Here is a 16,083-nt window from a genome sequence, read left to right as displayed (position 1 = left end):
GGCAAGCAGGCCCGTTGGGAGTAGCCTGAGCGCAGACTAAGGCCAAACGGAGCCCTTGATGAAGCGCACCATTCTAACGGTCATTGCCCTGGCCGCGCTCTCGATTACTGCAGTGCAGGCGCAGCAGGTCGTTCCAGTCAGCCCGGCGCCGCAACCCGGCTCGCCTGGCACCGCTACACCGACACCGTATCCGCAGATCACGCCGATCAACATTCCCAAGTCGGGTGCCGGCAGTGGCAGCCCGCCGCTGGTGCCGATTGAAATGCCCAGCCCGCCGAGCAAGGATCAACCGGTGCCGGGCATTGAGCCAGGCGGCACCAAAGCGAAAAACCCCGGCGGTTAAACCTGTTGCGCCGCCAGTTGACCGTCGGCCATGCGCAGGCGTTTCGACAGCGAGACGGCGAGGGCGCGGATGATCTTCGCGGCGATCTTCGGCGCGTCGTTGAGCATTTTTTCCAGCGAATCCTTGCCGAGGTTCAATAGCTGACAGTTTGTCGCCGCCACGCACGTTGCCGAGCGTCGTTCGCCATCGAGCACGGCCATTTCGCCGAAGGCCCGACCGCTGCGCAGGGTGGCCATGGTGATGACCTGGCCATCGGGGCCGGTTTTCTGCACGGCGACCTGGCCGGTGTGGAGGATGCACATGAAACTGCCGGCATCGCCCTCGCGGAAAATCGCCTCGCCTTCAGCCACGGTGCTGATGCTGAAGTAGCCGGAAGCGGCCGCAAAGTCGGCCAGCTGCAATTGATCGAACAGGCCACAGTCCATCAGCCAGTCGCGGATTTCGTTGTTCAGGAAGGTCGGTTCTGACATGTCGTCACGGTCTTTTTGTTTTCACTGTTTCAGGCTTCACACGATCCCTTGTAGGAGTGAGCCTGCTCGCGATAGCGGTCGGTCATTCAAATCATCTTTAACTGACATACCGTTATCGCGAGCAGGCTCACTCCTACTGGGGATCTGTGGGGTATCGGCCTCTTGGGTCTGCAATTAAGACCCAAGTGACCGACGGAGTTCCTCAGGCCAGACCCAGAACCTTGAAAACAAATGCGTATTCGAGTGCTACGTCACGTAATCCCTGATAACGCCCGCTCATCCCGCCATGCCCGGCGCCCAATTCAGTCTTGAGCAGCAGCACGTTGTCGTCGGTTTTGGATGCGCGCAGTTTCGCCACCCACTTGGCCGCTTCCCAGTACTGCACGCGGCTGTCGTTGTAACCGGCGATCACCAGCGTCGCTGGATAACCCTGCGCACTGACGTTTTCGTACGGCGCGTAAGCCTTGATCCGCTCGTAAACCTCCGGCTCTTCGGGATTGCCCCACTCGTCGTACTCGGTAACGGTCAGCGGCAGTTCCGGGTCGAGCATGGTATTGAGCACATCGACGAACGGCACTTCAGCAATCGCCACGCCGAACAGATCCGGACGCTGGTTGAGCACAGCGCCAATCAGCAAACCACCCGCGCTGCCGCCGCTGATCGCCAGTTTATCGGCCGTGGTAATGCCGTTGAGGATCAGAAACTCGGCACAGGCAATGAAGTCGCTGAAGGTGTTGTGTTTGTGTTCCTGCTTACCGGCGCGATACCAGGCCTCGCCCAATTCACCGCCGCCGCGCACATGCGCAATCGCGAAGGCCATGCCACGATCCAGCAGACTCAGGCGGGCGTGGGAGAACCACGGATCAAGACTCGAACCGTAAGCGCCATAACCGTAGAGATACAGCGGCACGGCTTTGCCAACCATGTCGCGCTTCATCACCAGGCTGATCGGTACTTGCGTACCGTCCGGCGCAGTCGCCCACAGGCGTTGGCTGACGTAGGCATCGGCGTCGAACGGGCCGAGCACCGGGGTTTCTTTCAACACCACTTGTTCGCCGCTGGCGAGGATCAGTTGGCGAACTTGCGCCGGACGGTTCAACGCCTCGTAGCGCAGGCGAATGCGGTCGCTCTCGAACTCCAGGCTGTTTTGCACATAGAGGCTGTAGGCCGCGTCCGGCAATTGCACGCGATACGGCGCCAGACCGTGTGGGTGAACTTCTATGATCGGCAGGCCGCCCTCGCGCAGGCTCAGGGTCATGGCCTCGGTGTTGAGGCTGACGCCATCAAGCATCACCGTATCGCTGTGGGGGATCAGGTTCTGCCAGTCGGCTTCGGTCGGCGCGGTGCCGCTGTCCGGTGCCTGATACAAGGCATAGTTGATGCCGTCACGGTTGGTGCGGATAAACCATGTCCACACGCCATCGAGCAGGCCATGATCGACATCATATTCATGATCCTCGACCCGTGGCGCCAGGCAGGTGAACGGCAGGTGCGGCTGGTTGGCGTCCAGCGCCCAGACTTCGCTGGTGGTCTTGCTGCCCAGCGACAACAGCAATTGCTGCTCGGAGCTGGAACGGTAGCAATGCAGGAAGAAGCGCCCGTCGGGCTCGTGGAACACCTCTTCGGCGGCGGTGCCGTCGAGGCGGTAGCGGAAGAGTTTGTGCGGGCGGTGCGTGTCGTCGAGTACGCCGAAGAACAGGGTCAGACTGTCATTGGCCCAGGTCATACTGCCGTCGCAGTCTTCGAATTCCAGTTCGCTGACTTTGTCGTTGGCCAGTTCCTTGACGAACAGCGTGTAGATCTCATCGCCCGAGGCATCGACGCTGTAGGCCAGACGCTGGTGATCCGGGCTGATACTGAATGCACCCAGCGAGAAGAAACCGCCGTTGGCCAGTACATTCGGGTCGAGCAGCAGTTGTTCGCGACTTTCATCGAGGCTCAGGCTGTCGTCCGCCGGACGCGGGCAGCGGTAATGCCGGGCGTATTCATCGCCCGCTGTGGTGCGCGTGTAATACAGGTACGGGCCCCACGGCGAGGGCAGGGACAGGTCGGTTTCAAGAATCCTGCCCTTGATCTCTTCGAACAGGCTTTCACGCAATTCGGCCTGATCGGCGGTTTGCGCTTCCTGGTAGGCGTTTTCGGCTTTTAGGTAATCGAGCACCGCGTCGGTGTCGCGCTCCTGCAGCCAGGCATACGGGTCGGCACCAGGCGCCTTGTGGGCAATCGGGGCACTGAGGACGTTGGCGGATTCGGGCATGGAAGGCTCTCGGATGTACGGAATAAGGGTTTTCGCGGATCTTGAAACCGCCGCAGCCCCCTGTGGGAGCGAGCTTGCTCGCGAAGGCGTCGTGTCAGATGACATTTGTTTCACTGACCCACCGCTTTCGCGAGCAAGCTCGCTCGCACAGGGTTTGCTGCTGGCCGTCTGGTATTGGGACAAGCCGCACGGGCGAAAAGTCGTTACTATAAGCGCCTCTTTGCCTGCCTTGCCATGGACACCATGACCGAGAACGACTATCTGATCGCCTGGGGCCTTTACGCCTTTGCTGCTGTGGGCTGCCTGTTGGTATGGATGCGCCTGACCACCTGGATGTGGCGCTGGTTGCGCGAACCGCTGCGCGTCTTGATGGCCGTGTTGTTGTTCAGCCCGACCATCATTGATCCGGTGAAAGCCAAAGTTGCGCCGTCCATCGCCATTACTGCGCTGGATCTGGCCTTCAAGGTCGGCAACAACGCATGGCGGGCGATCTCTGATCTGTTCATGTACAGCATGATCGCTTTCGGCATCTACCTGATCTTTGTGCTGATCCGCTTTCCGATCGAACGGGCTTCCCGTGCGCGTCGTGAACAGACAGAGGCCGCCAAAGCAGCCGCCCGCGCTGATGACCGCGACGACGATCAGCCGTTTGGCGGCGCCGGCGATGACCGCTATGGCCGTCCACCTCTGCCAAACAATCCGCAGCGTATGCGGGTCGAGCCGCGCCTGTAACCCGAGAGTCCGCACATGTGTGAATTACTGGGCATGAGTGCCAACGTGCCGACCGATATCGTGTTCAGCTTCACCGGCCTGATGCAGCGCGGCGGTCGCACCGGTCCGCACCGCGACGGCTGGGGCATCGCCTTTTATGAAGGCCGTGGCTTGCGCCTGTTTCAGGATCCGGCGGCGAGTTGCGAGTCCGAAGTCGCCAATCTGGTGCAGCGTTATCCGATCAAAAGCGAAGTGGTCATCGGCCACATCCGCCAGGCCAACGTCGGCAAGGTCTGCCTGTCCAACACCCACCCGTTCGTCCGTGAACTCTGGGGACGCAACTGGTGCTTTGCGCACAACGGCCAGCTCGCCGATTTCACCCCGATCAAAAGCTTCTACCGGCCGGTCGGCGATACCGACAGCGAAGCGGCATTCTGCGATTTGCTTAACCGCGTGCGTGCAGCATTCCCGGAGCCGGTCGATATAGAAGCGCTGTTGCCGGATCTGGTCGCCGCGTGCGCCGAATACCGCAGCAAAGGCGTGTTCAACTGCCTGCTCAGCGATGGCGACTGGCTGTTCTGCTATTGCTCGACCAAACTCGCCCAGATCACCCGCCGCGCCCCGTTCGGCCCGGCGCGCCTGAAAGATGTCGACGTGATCGTCGATTTCCAGGCGGAAACCACGCCCAACGATGTGGTCACGGTGATCGCCACCGAGCCTTTGACCGAAAACGAAACCTGGACCCGCTACGAACCGGGCCAATGGAGCCTGTGGCGACGCGGCGAATGCGTCAGTCAGGGCAAGACCGAATAAGGATTGCACCCCATGTTGCTCAGTTATGTACGGCTGGTGTTGTTTGCGGCGGGCCTGTTGATCGGTGTCCAGGTGCCAGGCTTCATCAACGATTACGCGAAACGCGTGGAGGCGCACCTGATCGAGGCGCAGACCGGCCTGCGCGGTTTTCAGGGCACCGCCGAGCAGTTTTTCAAGGGCGATATGCAGGCGCTGGTCGCGCATTACCGCGCCAGTGAAGACCCGGTGTTTCGTAGCGATGCCGACAGCCTGAGCACCTTGCTCAGCCGTCAGATCGCGCTGGACAAGCAGTTCCAGGCGATGCAAGGCCCGTGGTACATCCGCTTTCTGCAAGTGGTGCTGGCCGCCGACCCGGACATTCGCAAGGAAACCTGGAATGGCTACAGCTACCAGATCCTGCTGACCCCGGAAGCAATGATCTGGGGCATGAGCGGTGCGCTGTTGCTGTCGTTCGGCATCGAGTGCCTGTTCCGCTTGATCGATTGGGTCGTGCTCGGTGGCCGCCGCCTGCGCCAGAGCCGGCCGATCGAAGACCGCGACGTGCGCGGCCTCTGATGATCGTTCCCACGCTCTGCGTGGGAATGCTTCAACGGACGCTCCGCGTTCGGCTCTCGAGGGACGCGGAGCGTCCCGGGCTGCATTCCCACGCGGAGCTTAGGAACGATCAACTTAAAGCGATGTAGTCCTTGCCCACCTTGTGCGCATACCCCGCCAGCACCTGCTGACACAACGTCACAATCTCCTCGACCCACTCAACCCCCACCCGCCACGACACCACCACCTGCAAGTTCGGTGGCCGCTGATCCATGTCCAGCAAGGTCAACTCGCCCCGCGCCAATTCCTCAGCCACCAGCACCGGCGGCAGCACGCCAATACCAAACCCATCGCGCAACAACCGCGTGATCGCCGACACCGAATTCACGCAATTCAAGCGCGGCGCCGGCACGCCATTGGTCTGCATCAGCGCCAGAAGATCCTGATGCGGCCGGGAGTTTTTCGAGTAGGTGATGATCCGTTCCTGGGCCAGTTCGGCGAGGTCGGCGTAGTCGCGGTTGTAGATCGAATTGCTTGCGACAATCCAGCCCAGCGGATGGCTGGCCAACTCCAGGCTGCGCACACTTTCATGGCGGATCAGGTCAGTTTGCAGAACGATGTCGAGAAAGCCTTTTTGCAACTGATCGCAGAGGTTCAGCGAGGTATCCGCTACCAGCTCGATTTCCACCCGCGGATACAGGTCGGTCATCTGCGCCACCAACGGGCTGAGCCAAGTGTGAATTACCGTGTCCATCACGCCGATGCGCACCCGGCCGACTTTGCTCGAGCGGGTTTCGATCGATTGCTTGAGCGCCGACATTGTGTCGAGCATTTGCTCGGCATATTCCAGCACTTTCAAGCCTTCGGGCGTCAGGCTGACACCGCGCGAATCGCGCAGAAACAGCTTCACCCCCAGCTCGCCTTCCAGCACCGCAATGCGGCTGGAGATCGACGCCTGAGTGGTGAACAGCTTGTCGGCGGTCAGGCGAAAACTCTTCAGTCGGGCGACCCAGACAAAGGTCTCGAGAAACTTCAGGTTCATGGGCAAGGCTCGGGTGACAAATTTTTCTTATGGCTAGGGCGGGTTTTTATTCGTTGGACGCAGCAGGGCCGCGCGACGAAAAATCGACGCATCCGGCCCCCACGATAGGCGTCGTCGGGGCTACGAACAAGACCAATAAAAAAACCTGCGGAGATAAGCCATGCGTGCTCCCGACACCCTAGAAGTCCCCAAGGCAACGGCGCGTCCGGGGCCGTTCGACTGGTATCGCAACATCAATCAGCAGGAGCGTCGCACGTTCTGGAGCTGCAAGATCGGCTACGGTCTGGACGGCATGGACACGCAGATGCTCAGCTTCGTCGTGCCGACACTGATCGCGATGTGGGGCATCACCACTGGCGAAGCAGGACTGATTCACACCAGCACGTTGATCGCTTCGGCCATCGGCGGCTGGGTTGCGGGGATTCTCTCTGACCGCATCGGCCGTGTACGCACCTTGCAACTCACCGTGCTGTGGTTCGCCTTCTTCACCTTTCTCTGCGGCTTCGCGCAAAACTACGAACAACTGTTGATCGCACGTACCTTGATGGGCTTCGGTTTCGGCGGCGAGTGGACGGCCGGTGCAGTGCTGATCGGCGAGGTGATCCGCGCCAAGGACCGAGGCAAAGCGGTGGGCATGGTGCAATCCGGTTGGGCGCTGGGTTGGGGGCTGACGGCGATTTTGTATGCGCTGCTGTTCTCGGTGTTGCCGCCGGAAGACGCCTGGCGCGCCTTGTTCATCCTCGGCATCGTGCCGGCGATTTTTGTGATTTTCGTCCGTCGTCTGGTCAAGGATCCGGAGATATATCGCGAGGCCAAGGCCCAACAAACGCCGGAGACTCAGTCGAAGTTCTACGAGATCTTCGCCCCCGGCATGCTCTTCACCACGTTTCGCGCTTCACTGCTGACCACCGGCGCGCTGGGCGGCTATTACGCGATCACTTCCTGGCTGCCGACCTTCCTGAAAAACGAACGCGGCTTGAGCGTACTCGGCACCGGCGGCTATCTGGCCATGGTGATTGTCGGTTCCTACGTCGGCTATGTGATCAGCGCCTATCTGACTGATCTGTTGGGGCGGAAAAAGAACTTCATCCTCTTCGCTGTCGGTTCGTTCACCATCGTTCTGCTCTATACGCAACTGCCGGTGAGCAACGGCGTGATGCTATGGCTGGGCTTCCCGCTGGGCTTCTTTGCCTCGGGGATTTTCAGCGGCATGGGCGCATTTCTGACCGAGCTGTTCCCTACGCGAATTCGCGGTTCGGGGCAGGGCTTCTGCTACAACATCGGTCGGGCGCTGGCGGCCCTGTTTCCGCTGCTGATCGGCCTGCTCAGCCAGAAGGTGCCGTTGAGCGTCGGCATTGGCGCCTTCGCGGCGGTGTCCTACGGCGTGGTGATTATCGCGGCACTGAGTCTGCCGGAAACCCGTGGCAAGCAACTCGATGCGCAGTAACTGATAACCTGCAAAGCAAAGTCCTACAGATAAAAAGACAAGCACCTACAGGAGTGTTCACCGTGAGCCGCCTGCTATTGAATTGCGACATCGGCGAGAGTTTCGGCAGCTGGACCATGGGTCTGGACGCCGAAATCATGCCCTTCATCGATTGCGCCAACGTGGCCTGTGGTTTCCACGCCGGCGATCCGAGCATCATGCGCAAGACCGTCAGTCTGGCCCTGAGCCACGGTGTGCAAATCGGTGCACACCCGGCCTATCAGGATCTGGTCGGTTTCGGCCGTCGCTCCATGGCGTATTCGGCGCAAGAGCTGCAAGACATCCTGCATTATCAGATTGGCGCCCTCGATGGCATCTGCAAAGCCCAGGGCGGGCGTGTCAGTTACGTCAAACCCCACGGCGCGATGTACAACGAAATGATGGCCAACCCGGCACAATTGCGTGCGGTGATTCAGGCGGTGGCCGCTTACGACCGCAGCCTGCCGCTGATGCTGATGGCCACCCGCGACAACGCTGCCGCGCAGCAGATCGGCGATGAGTATGGCGTGAACCTGTGGTTCGAAGCGTTCGCTGACCGTGCTTACGACAGTGCCGGCAAACTGGTTTCACGACAATTGCCGGGCGCGGTGCATCACGACCCCGAGGTAATCATCGAACAAGCCCTGACCATTGCCCGTGGTGACAACCTCGCCGCCAGCGATGGCAGCGCCTTGCGCCTGCACGCCAATACCCTCTGCGTGCACGGTGATAACGCCAGTTCGGTGGCCGCCGTGCAGCGCATTCGCGAGGCCTTGAATCAGCAGAGTGCCTCATGAACCCAAGGATTGAAGTGGTGGCGCTGGATTGCCTGATGCTGCGTCTGTTTGATGAGATCGCCGAAGCCAACATGCCGTGGATGCTCGCTGCCAGTGAGCGTTTGCGCGGGGCATTCGGCGCGCAACTGATCGATCTGGTGCCGTCCTATACGACGTTGATGGTGCATTACGATCTGACTGCACTGAACCCGAGTCAGGCGCGGGAATTGATTGCCGAGGCGTTGATCGACCTGTCGCCGAATGCGCGAACTGGCGGTCAATGTCATGTGTTGCCGGTCTGGTATGACCTCAGCGTCGGGCCAGAATTGAGCCTGCTCGCCGAGCGTAGTGGGCTGGCAGTGGAGGAGGTGATCCGTCGTCACAGCGGACGTGAATATCAGGTATTCGCCCTGGGTTTCGCACCCGGGTTCGCCTTTATGGGGCTGGTCGAAGAGGTTCTGGCGGCGCCACGTCTTAACACGCCGCGCAAGAAAGTCGCCGCGGGCAGTGTCGGCATTGCCGAGCGCCAAACCGCTGCGTATCCCGTGGTCTCGCCCGGTGGCTGGAACCTGATCGGCCGCACTCCGGCGAAACTGTTCGATCGCACACGGGATGGCTACAGCCTGATGCAACCGGGCGACACGGTGCAATTCGAAGCGGTCAGTCATGCCGAGTTCATCAATCTGGGCGGCGATGACACACCACTGGAGGCGCTGGCATGAGCCGACTGAGGATTGAAGCGAGTACACCGCTGTGCCTGTTGCAGGACGCGGGCCGTTTCGGCGTGCGGCATCTGGGCGTGACCCAGGGCGGCGCGGCAGACTGGTGTTCGATGAGTTGGGCCAACTGGCTGCTCGGCAATGAACTGGACGCAGCGGTGATCGAAATCACCCTCGGCGGCCTGGCCGTGGTGGCCGAAGAGGAGTGTTGGCTGGCCTTGGCCGGTGCGGATCTTGCCGCACGGATCGACGGGCAGCCGCTGGCGCCGTGGCGCAGTTTCAAGTTGGGCAAAGGGCAGACGTTGCAACTCACTCAACCGTTGCTTGGTGCCCGGGCTTATCTGGCCGCGCCCGGCGGTTTTCAAGCACCGCAGGTCTTGGGCAGTAGCGCCACGGTTGTCCGCGAAGAACTCGGTGGACTTGATGGCATGGGCTTACCGTTGGCGAAAGGGGCGGTGCTGAGTTATTGCGGTGAATCGCGGCTGCTGCGGGAAGTGCCTTTGCCGTTGCAGCCGGATCTGAAATCGAATGCACCGCTGGATCTGGTACTCGGCGCGCAGATCGGCCAGTTCAGCGGACAGAGCCTGTTTGATGTGTTTAACACGACCTGGGCTGTGGACAGTCGCGCTGATCGCATGGGCATTCGCTTGTTGGGCAGCGCCTTGCACTATCAGGGACAACCGATGATTTCCGAAGGCATTCCGCTCGGTGCGGTGCAAGTGCCGCCGGACGGGCAGCCGATCGTCTTGCTCAATGATCGCCAGACCATTGGTGGATATCCACGCTTGGGGGCGTTGACGCCGTTGGCGCTGGCGCGGCTGGCGCAGCGTCTGCCGGGTGACAAGGTTCGGTTCACCCCGGTCATGCAGGAACGTGCATGGCACGACCATATCAACTACCTGAAGTCCTACTTGTAATTGTCCGTATTTCGGACTGAAGACCGAGACGTTTCCTGACACTTTGGTAAGTCGCCCTACATCACGCGTCGAGAGGGTGTGGAACTATCGGTCTTCATCTTTTACAAGGAAGTTACAGATGCGTTTTATGAAAGTGATGGCCCCGTCAGAGGGCGAGTGTGCGAACCGTGTCGATGGGCACATTGTCGGTTTTTATGAGGATGTGGGCAGCGTGCCGGTTTATCGGGCGAGCATCGATCGTTTCTACAATGTGCAACGACTGGACGCCGAACATGCCGGTAATCAGGACATCGTTGCGCGTATCGAGACATTCATGTCCACCGCAACGGTCGACATGATGCGAATGTTTCACTGGAATCACCGCACAGAGGCACGCGGTCAATCCATGGAACTGATTGCCGAGGGGAAAAGCTGCGAAACGGAGGCGACCCGGGTCAGGTTTCGTTTTCTGTCGCCAGAGGGCGAGATGAAGAGTGAAATGACCCTGAGTTCTGAAACGGATATTGAAAAAACTCGCAGGGTAGAGTTGGAAAGCGGTGGGGTGAAAGTGGTCGCCAAAGGGAAGAAAAAACGTCGCGGGCAAAAAACTGCCTCAGTCGGGCCGGCGATTCAGGACACCGTTTTTATGGACAGGCTCTGCAAGACCTATCTCGCATCAGGTTGGTAAAACGGCCACCGATTCCGTACGGAATTGAGGGTTCCCACGCTCACGTGGGAACCCCTCTGGCCGTTATTTCGACAAAAACCGCATCCCTTCCTCAAGCCCGCGCAACGTCAACGGATACATCTGATCCTCGATCAGATCCCGCACGATATTGGTCGACGAGGTATAGCCCCAGGTGTCTTTCGGGTACGGATTGATCCAGATGAGCTTTTTGTACTTCTCCATGAAGCGCTGCATCCACACGTAACCCGGCTCTTCGTTCCAGTGCTCGACACTGCCGCCGGCCTGGGTAATTTCATATGGCGCCATGGCGGCGTCACCGATGAAGATCACTTTGTAGTCGGCGCCGTACTTGTGCAGCAGGTCCTGGGTCGAAGTGCGCTCCGAGGTGCGGCGCATATTGTTCTTCCACACCGATTCATAAATGAAGTTGTGGAAGTAGAAATACTCCAGATGCTTGAACTCGGTCTTGCAGGCCGAGAACAGTTCCTCGCAGATCTTCACGTGCGCGTCCATCGAGCCGCCGATGTCGAACAGCAACAACAACTTCACTGTGTTGCGCCGTTCCGGGCGCATCTGAATATTCAGCAGACCGGCGTCCTTGGCGGTGTGGTCGATGGTGCCGTCGATGTCCAGCTCTTCTGCCGCGCCTTGGCGGGCGAATTTGCGCAGTCGGCGCAGGGCGACTTTGATGTTGCGCGTGCCCAATTCCACCGAATCATCGAGGTTCTTGTACTCGCGCTGATCCCAGACTTTCACGGCTTTGCCCTGGCGCTTGCCAGCATCGCCGACCCGAATGCCTTCCGGGTTGAAGCCACCGGAGCCGAACGGGCTAGTGCCGCCAGTGCCAATCCATTTGTTGCCGCCGGCGTGGCGCTCCTTCTGTTCCTCCAGACGCTTTTTGAACTCTTCGATGAGCTTGTCCAGGCCACCAAGGGACTGGATCTGAGCACGCTCCTCATCCGTCAGCGAACGCTCGAACTCCTTGCGCAGCCAGTCTTCGGGAATCAATGCCTGCAAGTGATCGTCGAGCTTTTCCAGGCCATTGAAGTAGGCGCCGAACGCGCGGTCGAACTTGTCGAAATGACGTTCGTCCTTCACCAGAATCGCCCGCGACAAGTAATAGAACTCGTCCATGTCGGCGAAGGTCACGCGCTGTTTCAGCGCGTTGATCAGGTCGAGCAGCTCACGCACCGACACCGGCACCTTGGCTGCACGCATTTCATTGAAGAGGTTGAGCAGCATAACGATGGCCCCTGCTTACAAGTGCTTAGCGAGAGCCGCGACGGCTCATGAACGCCAGGCGCTCAAGCAATTGCACGTCCTGTTCGTTCTTCACCAAAGCACCGGCCAGTGGCGGAATCGCCTTGGTTGGATCGCGCTCACGCAGCACCGCTTCGCCGATGTTGTCGGCCATCAGCAGCTTCAGCCAGTCCACCAGCTCCGAGGTCGACGGCTTCTTCTTCAGGCCCGGCACCTTGCGCACGTCGAAGAACACGTCCAGCGCTTCGCTGACCAGATCCTTCTTGATGTCCGGGTAGTGCACGTCGACGATTTTTTGCAGGGTAGTGCGGTCGGGGAAGGCAATGTAATGGAAGAAGCAGCGGCGCAGGAAGGCGTCCGGCAGCTCTTTCTCATTGTTGGAGGTAATGATGATGATCGGGCGTTTTTTCGCCTTGATGGTCTCGTCGATTTCGTAAACGTAGAACTCCATCTTGTCGAGTTCTTGCAGCAGGTCGTTGGGGAATTCGATGTCGGCCTTGTCGATTTCGTCGATCAGCAAAATGACCCGCTCCTCGGACTCGAAAGCCTCCCAGAGCTTGCCCTTCTTCAAGTAATTGCGCACGTCGTGGACTTTTTCGTTGCCCAATTGCGAGTCGCGCAGACGGCTGACCGCATCGTATTCGTAGAGACCCTGATGGGCCTTGGTGGTGGACTTGATGTGCCAGGTGATCAACTTGGCGCCGAACGATTCGGCCAGTTGCTCGGCGAGCATGGTCTTGCCGGTGCCCGGCTCGCCCTTGACCAGCAGTGGCCGTTCCAGGGTGATGGCGGCGTTGACTGCCAGCTTCAGGTCATCGGTGGCGACGTAGGCCTGGGTGCCTTCGAACTTCATCTGCTAATCCTCGAACGGTAACGCCGACCTGACGGGCAGGGCGGGGGCGAAATAATCGGATGCCCGACTATAACGCGCAGCCCGGTCGACTGTGAACGCAGACGGCTTATTCAGTCTCTGAATGGGGCGTCACATGTTGACTCAGTCTCGGCCGATGGCCAGTATTCAGGTATCGCCGATTTGGCGATAGCCTCTCGGGCATGACGACTAAATACCGATTTCGCGACAAATACCGCATTCAGTTGCGCGAGAAGGATCACCCGCCGCCCCATGTTCACCTCATCGGTGGCGGCGTGGAAGTGATGCTGAGCCTTGAAACCGTTGAGGTCATGACTGGCAAGGCGCCGCCACTGATTATCAAGGAAGCGCTGGCGTGGGTTGCGACTCATCGGGTGCAACTGTTGGAGGACTGGAAACGATGTTACCCATGAAAAGACCTCGCCTGTCAGCAGTGCAGGCACTGTCAGATTTTCGATTGGCACTGACCTTCATTGATGGACAGGAACTGACACTTGATCTCGGACGGGATATTAAAGCTTATCCAGGGCTGCAACCATTGCTCGATCCCGAGGTGTTTTTGACTGCGACTCTGGACGACTACGGCTGGACTGTCGAATGGCTTGAACCCGATATTCAGATTGGTGCAGACACACTTTATATGGATGCGCTGGCCCAAAACGCAGCCGATGAAAACACGCGAATCTTCATCAACTGGCGAGCCCGAACCGGGCTGTCTCTTAATCAGGCTGCCGAGGCACTGGGTGTCAGTGCTCGCAGCATCAGTCGCTACAGTAATGGTCGCGAGGCAGTCCCGCGTTCACTGGCGCTGGCTTGTCTGGGCTGGGATTCACTGCAACAAGGCTCAACTCTGGCCGCAGAGGAGTCTGGTCGCTATACCGTCAACCGCAAAAGCTAACCCGCATCCGGCTTCGGCCGCTCATACCGGGCGTTGAACGCCTGTATGAATCCATTGCGCAAAATCTGCAAAAACGCTTCGAACGCGCTGATGTTTTGCTGATGCACGTTACCGCTGAGTTCGACCTTGGTGGCGAACTGGTTTTTCGCCTGATTCTTCAGCACGGTTTCCGAGCCACCGACGATGGCTTCCCAGACCGAGCGGAAGATGCTTTTGTTCTTGTTTTCCACGTCCTGCTGCCAGTTGAACACTTCGACATCGCGCAGCAGCGGTTTGATGTAGCCGTTGACCTGGGCTTTTTTGGCTTGGGCTTCGATCACCACGTCACCGTGGCCTGCGTTGAAGTCGAACTTGCCGTAGGCCGAGGCGAAGTCGTTCATGCTCTTGAGTTCGATGTCTTTGGCGCGCAGGCGGAACTGGAAGTCTTCAAAATTGCTCAGCGGGTCGAAGGTGGCAGTGGTTTCCAGTGGCGCATGCCCGAGCAAAAGCGCTTTGCCTTCGAAACGCGCGTCACGTTTGCCCTGATTGTCGACCACGTTGGTCAGGTTGTAGATGCTGGCCTCGACGTTGGTGGCGTTCATATTGACCGGTGGCTTGGAGTTGAAATTGCGGAAAGTGATTTTGCCTTCGTGAATCTGGACCTCGTCGAGGGTAATCGGCAGCAATTTGCCCAGTTGTGCGCGCCAGTCGGTGCCTTGACCGGTTTGAGAGTTCTGCTTGTTGGCACCGCCGTCGACGAAGTTAATCTCAGGTTTGACGAATTTCACCTGGGCTACGACGGCATGGTCATACCACAGCGAATGCCAGCTGACCGCCAGATCGATCAGCGGAGCATTGACGAACGGCACCGGTACCTTGCCGTCGACCTTGACGATCTTCAGTCCATTGATCTTGTAGGCGCCGCGCCATAGGGCGAGGTCGACATCAGTGATCTGGCCCCGATAGTCACCCATGTCCGCCAGTTTGCCGTTCAGGTAGTCGCGCACCATGTAAGGCAGGGCGATGTGCAGTGCGATCAGCAGCACAACGACGACGGCGAAAATCCCTAGTGGCCAACTGTAGCGACGCTTCATGACGGCAATTCCCTGACGATGTAAGCGATTGACTGTTACGTCGCGCAGACGTTCGACCCGACTGGACTGTGATGGGCAACAGGCATACCTTGGAAGGCTGAATTCAACGCTGCATAAGGACCCAGCCATGAGCCGTATTTTTGCTGACAACGCCCATTCCATCGGTAATACGCCGCTGGTGCAGATCAACCGCATCGCACCGCGTGGCGTGACCATTCTGGCCAAGATCGAGGGGCGCAACCCCGGTTATTCGGTCAAGTGCCGGATCGGCGCCAACATGATCTGGGACGCCGAAAGCAGCGGCAAACTGAAGCCGGGCATGACCATTGTCGAACCGACGTCGGGCAACACGGGGATCGGTCTGGCCTTTGTTGCCGCGGCCCGTGGGTACAAGTTGATGCTGACCATGCCGGCCTCGATGAGCATCGAACGCCGTAAAGTCCTCAAGGCTCTGGGCGCCGAACTGGTGTTGACCGAGCCGGCCAAGGGCATGAAAGGCGCAATCGAGAAGGCGGCCGAAATCGTTGCCAGCGATGCCGACAAATATTTCATGCCGGCGCAGTTCGATAACCCGGCCAACCCCGCCATTCACGAAAAGACCACCGGTCCGGAAATCTGGAACGACACTGACGGTGCCGTCGATGTACTGGTAGCGGGCGTCGGCACCGGCGGAACCATCACCGGCGTTTCGCGGTATATCAAGAATACCCAGGGCAAACCGATTCTTTCGGTGGCCGTGGAGCCGATGTCGTCGCCGGTGATCACCCAGGCGCTGGCGGGTGAAGAAATCAAACCGAGCCCGCACAAGATTCAGGGGATCGGTGCCGGCTTTGTGCCGAAGAACCTGGATCTGTCGATGGTCGACCGGGTCGAGCAAGTCACCGACGAAGAGTCCAAGGCAATGGCCCTGCGCTTGATGCAGGAAGAGGGGATTCTATGCGGCATCTCCTGCGGTGCAGCGATGGCAGTCGCGGTGCGTTTGGCGGAGACGCCGGAGATGCAGGGCAAGACTATCGTGGTGATTCTGCCCGACTCCGGCGAGCGTTATCTGTCGAGCATGCTGTTCAGCGATCTGTTCACTGAGCAGGAGACTCAGCAGTAATCCAGTTGATTCAGATCAGCCGGGGTTCAGGATCGTTATGCTAATAAATGCTTTGTTGCGCAATTCTTAACACTGAATCTTGTGTAAGGCGGGTTTTGCCCGGCGCCGGTAGTGTTTATCATGGCCGGCTGCCATGCCGGGTAAAGGGCATTGCGCAGCGTTGTC

The 16,083-nt window shown here is 59.3% G+C and carries 18 protein-coding genes; 12 read left to right on the top strand and 6 right to left on the bottom strand.

Annotated features, from left to right (window positions below):
* The first annotated feature begins 58 nt into the window (after positions 1–58).
* Positions 59–343: a hypothetical protein gene (locus BMY54_RS23210; RefSeq protein WP_093438214.1), complete on the top strand. Its 285-nt coding sequence runs from the start codon at positions 59–61 to the stop codon at positions 341–343.
* Here BMY54_RS23210 and BMY54_RS23205 read toward each other — a convergent pair.
* Positions 340–813 carry a cyclic nucleotide-binding domain-containing protein gene (locus tag BMY54_RS23205; protein ID WP_034153174.1) on the bottom strand — a complete coding sequence of 158 codons (474 nt, stop codon included), beginning with the start codon at positions 811–813 and terminating at the stop codon, positions 340–342. The genes BMY54_RS23210 and BMY54_RS23205 overlap by 4 nt on opposite strands.
* 202 nt (positions 814–1,015) lie before the next feature.
* Entirely contained in the window at positions 1,016–3,070 is a 2,055-nt protein-coding gene (locus BMY54_RS23200) for a S9 family peptidase (RefSeq protein WP_093438209.1), read from the bottom strand.
* Between the two features lie 234 nt (positions 3,071–3,304).
* Here BMY54_RS23200 and BMY54_RS23195 point away from each other — a divergent pair, with 234 nt between their 5' ends.
* The 3 genes from BMY54_RS23195 to BMY54_RS23185 are packed head-to-tail and all read left to right on the top strand — an operon-like array spanning position 3,305 to position 5,149.
* The gene (locus BMY54_RS23195; protein ID WP_093438204.1) at positions 3,305–3,802 is read left to right on the top strand and encodes an MFS transporter; all 498 of its coding nucleotides are present in this window, start codon (positions 3,305–3,307) and stop codon (positions 3,800–3,802) included.
* 15 nt (positions 3,803–3,817) lie between these two features.
* Positions 3,818–4,594: a class II glutamine amidotransferase gene (locus BMY54_RS23190; protein ID WP_008085906.1), complete on the top strand. Its 777-nt coding sequence runs from the start codon at positions 3,818–3,820 to the stop codon at positions 4,592–4,594.
* Between the two features lie 12 nt (positions 4,595–4,606).
* The gene (locus BMY54_RS23185; RefSeq protein ID WP_007911321.1) at positions 4,607–5,149 is read left to right on the top strand and encodes a DUF2937 family protein; all 543 of its coding nucleotides are present in this window, start codon (positions 4,607–4,609) and stop codon (positions 5,147–5,149) included.
* A gap of 109 nt (positions 5,150–5,258) precedes the next feature.
* Here BMY54_RS23185 and BMY54_RS23180 read toward each other — a convergent pair whose 3' ends face one another.
* Positions 5,259–6,170 (bottom strand): LysR family transcriptional regulator, encoded by a 912-nt coding sequence (locus BMY54_RS23180; protein WP_093438200.1) that lies wholly within the window; start codon positions 6,168–6,170, stop codon positions 5,259–5,261.
* Positions 6,171–6,330: 160 nt separating this feature from the next.
* Here BMY54_RS23180 and BMY54_RS23175 point away from each other — a divergent pair, with 160 nt between their 5' ends.
* The 5 genes from BMY54_RS23175 to BMY54_RS23155 all read left to right on the top strand — a co-directional run bounded on the left by BMY54_RS23175 (position 6,331) and on the right by BMY54_RS23155 (position 10,714).
* Complete coding sequence (locus BMY54_RS23175) at positions 6,331–7,617, top strand: MFS transporter (protein ID WP_034153180.1); 1,287 nt, start codon at positions 6,331–6,333, stop codon at positions 7,615–7,617.
* Positions 7,618–7,679: 62 nt separating this feature from the next.
* Positions 7,680–8,432 (top strand): 5-oxoprolinase subunit PxpA, encoded by a 753-nt coding sequence (locus tag BMY54_RS23170; RefSeq protein WP_093438196.1) that lies wholly within the window; start codon positions 7,680–7,682, stop codon positions 8,430–8,432.
* Positions 8,429–9,133: a 5-oxoprolinase subunit B family protein gene (locus tag BMY54_RS23165; protein ID WP_093438192.1), complete on the top strand. Its 705-nt coding sequence runs from the start codon at positions 8,429–8,431 to the stop codon at positions 9,131–9,133. Before BMY54_RS23170 ends, BMY54_RS23165 begins: the two co-directional genes overlap by 4 nt.
* Positions 9,130–10,047 carry a 5-oxoprolinase subunit C family protein gene (locus BMY54_RS23160; protein WP_093438188.1) on the top strand — a complete coding sequence of 306 codons (918 nt, stop codon included), beginning with the start codon at positions 9,130–9,132 and terminating at the stop codon, positions 10,045–10,047. The genes BMY54_RS23165 and BMY54_RS23160 overlap by 4 nt, the downstream gene beginning before the upstream one ends.
* A 118-nt stretch (positions 10,048–10,165) precedes the next feature.
* Positions 10,166–10,714 carry a hypothetical protein gene (locus BMY54_RS23155; protein WP_093438183.1) on the top strand — a complete coding sequence of 183 codons (549 nt, stop codon included), beginning with the start codon at positions 10,166–10,168 and terminating at the stop codon, positions 10,712–10,714.
* Positions 10,715–10,777: 63 nt separating this feature from the next.
* Here BMY54_RS23155 and BMY54_RS23150 read toward each other — a convergent pair whose 3' ends face one another.
* Both BMY54_RS23150 and BMY54_RS23145 read right to left on the bottom strand, forming a co-directional pair.
* Entirely contained in the window at positions 10,778–11,956 is a 1,179-nt protein-coding gene (locus BMY54_RS23150; protein WP_007956512.1) for a vWA domain-containing protein, read from the bottom strand.
* Between the two features lie 25 nt (positions 11,957–11,981).
* Positions 11,982–12,827 carry an AAA family ATPase gene (locus tag BMY54_RS23145; protein WP_025110627.1) on the bottom strand — a complete coding sequence of 282 codons (846 nt, stop codon included), beginning with the start codon at positions 12,825–12,827 and terminating at the stop codon, positions 11,982–11,984.
* Positions 12,828–13,027: 200 nt separating this feature from the next.
* On the opposite strand from BMY54_RS23145, the gene BMY54_RS23140 reads away from it, so the two are divergent.
* Both BMY54_RS23140 and BMY54_RS23135 read left to right on the top strand, forming a co-directional pair.
* Complete coding sequence (locus BMY54_RS23140) at positions 13,028–13,258, top strand: DUF4160 domain-containing protein (protein ID WP_093438180.1); 231 nt, start codon at positions 13,028–13,030, stop codon at positions 13,256–13,258.
* Positions 13,246–13,743, top strand: coding sequence for a helix-turn-helix domain-containing protein (locus tag BMY54_RS23135; protein ID WP_093438176.1), 498 nt, complete (start codon positions 13,246–13,248; stop codon positions 13,741–13,743). Before BMY54_RS23140 ends, BMY54_RS23135 begins: the two co-directional genes overlap by 13 nt.
* Here BMY54_RS23135 and BMY54_RS23130 read toward each other — a convergent pair.
* A complete protein-coding gene (locus BMY54_RS23130; protein WP_093438171.1) occupies positions 13,740–14,816 on the bottom strand; it encodes a DUF748 domain-containing protein in 1,077 nt (358 codons plus the stop codon). The genes BMY54_RS23135 and BMY54_RS23130 overlap by 4 nt on opposite strands.
* Positions 14,817–14,943: 127 nt before the next feature.
* On the opposite strand from BMY54_RS23130, the gene cysK reads away from it, so the two are divergent.
* Positions 14,944–15,918, top strand: a complete 975-nt coding sequence (gene cysK / locus BMY54_RS23125; protein WP_007911289.1) for a cysteine synthase A — start codon at positions 14,944–14,946, stop codon at positions 15,916–15,918.
* The last annotated feature ends 165 nt before the right edge of the window (positions 15,919–16,083 follow it).

This window comes from Pseudomonas sp. ok266 (genome assembly GCF_900110195.1).
Classification (GTDB): domain Bacteria; phylum Pseudomonadota; class Gammaproteobacteria; order Pseudomonadales; family Pseudomonadaceae; genus Aquipseudomonas; species Aquipseudomonas neuropathica.
Note: the sequence above shows the minus strand (reverse complement) of the source record. Positions and strands in the feature narration are given on the sequence as shown.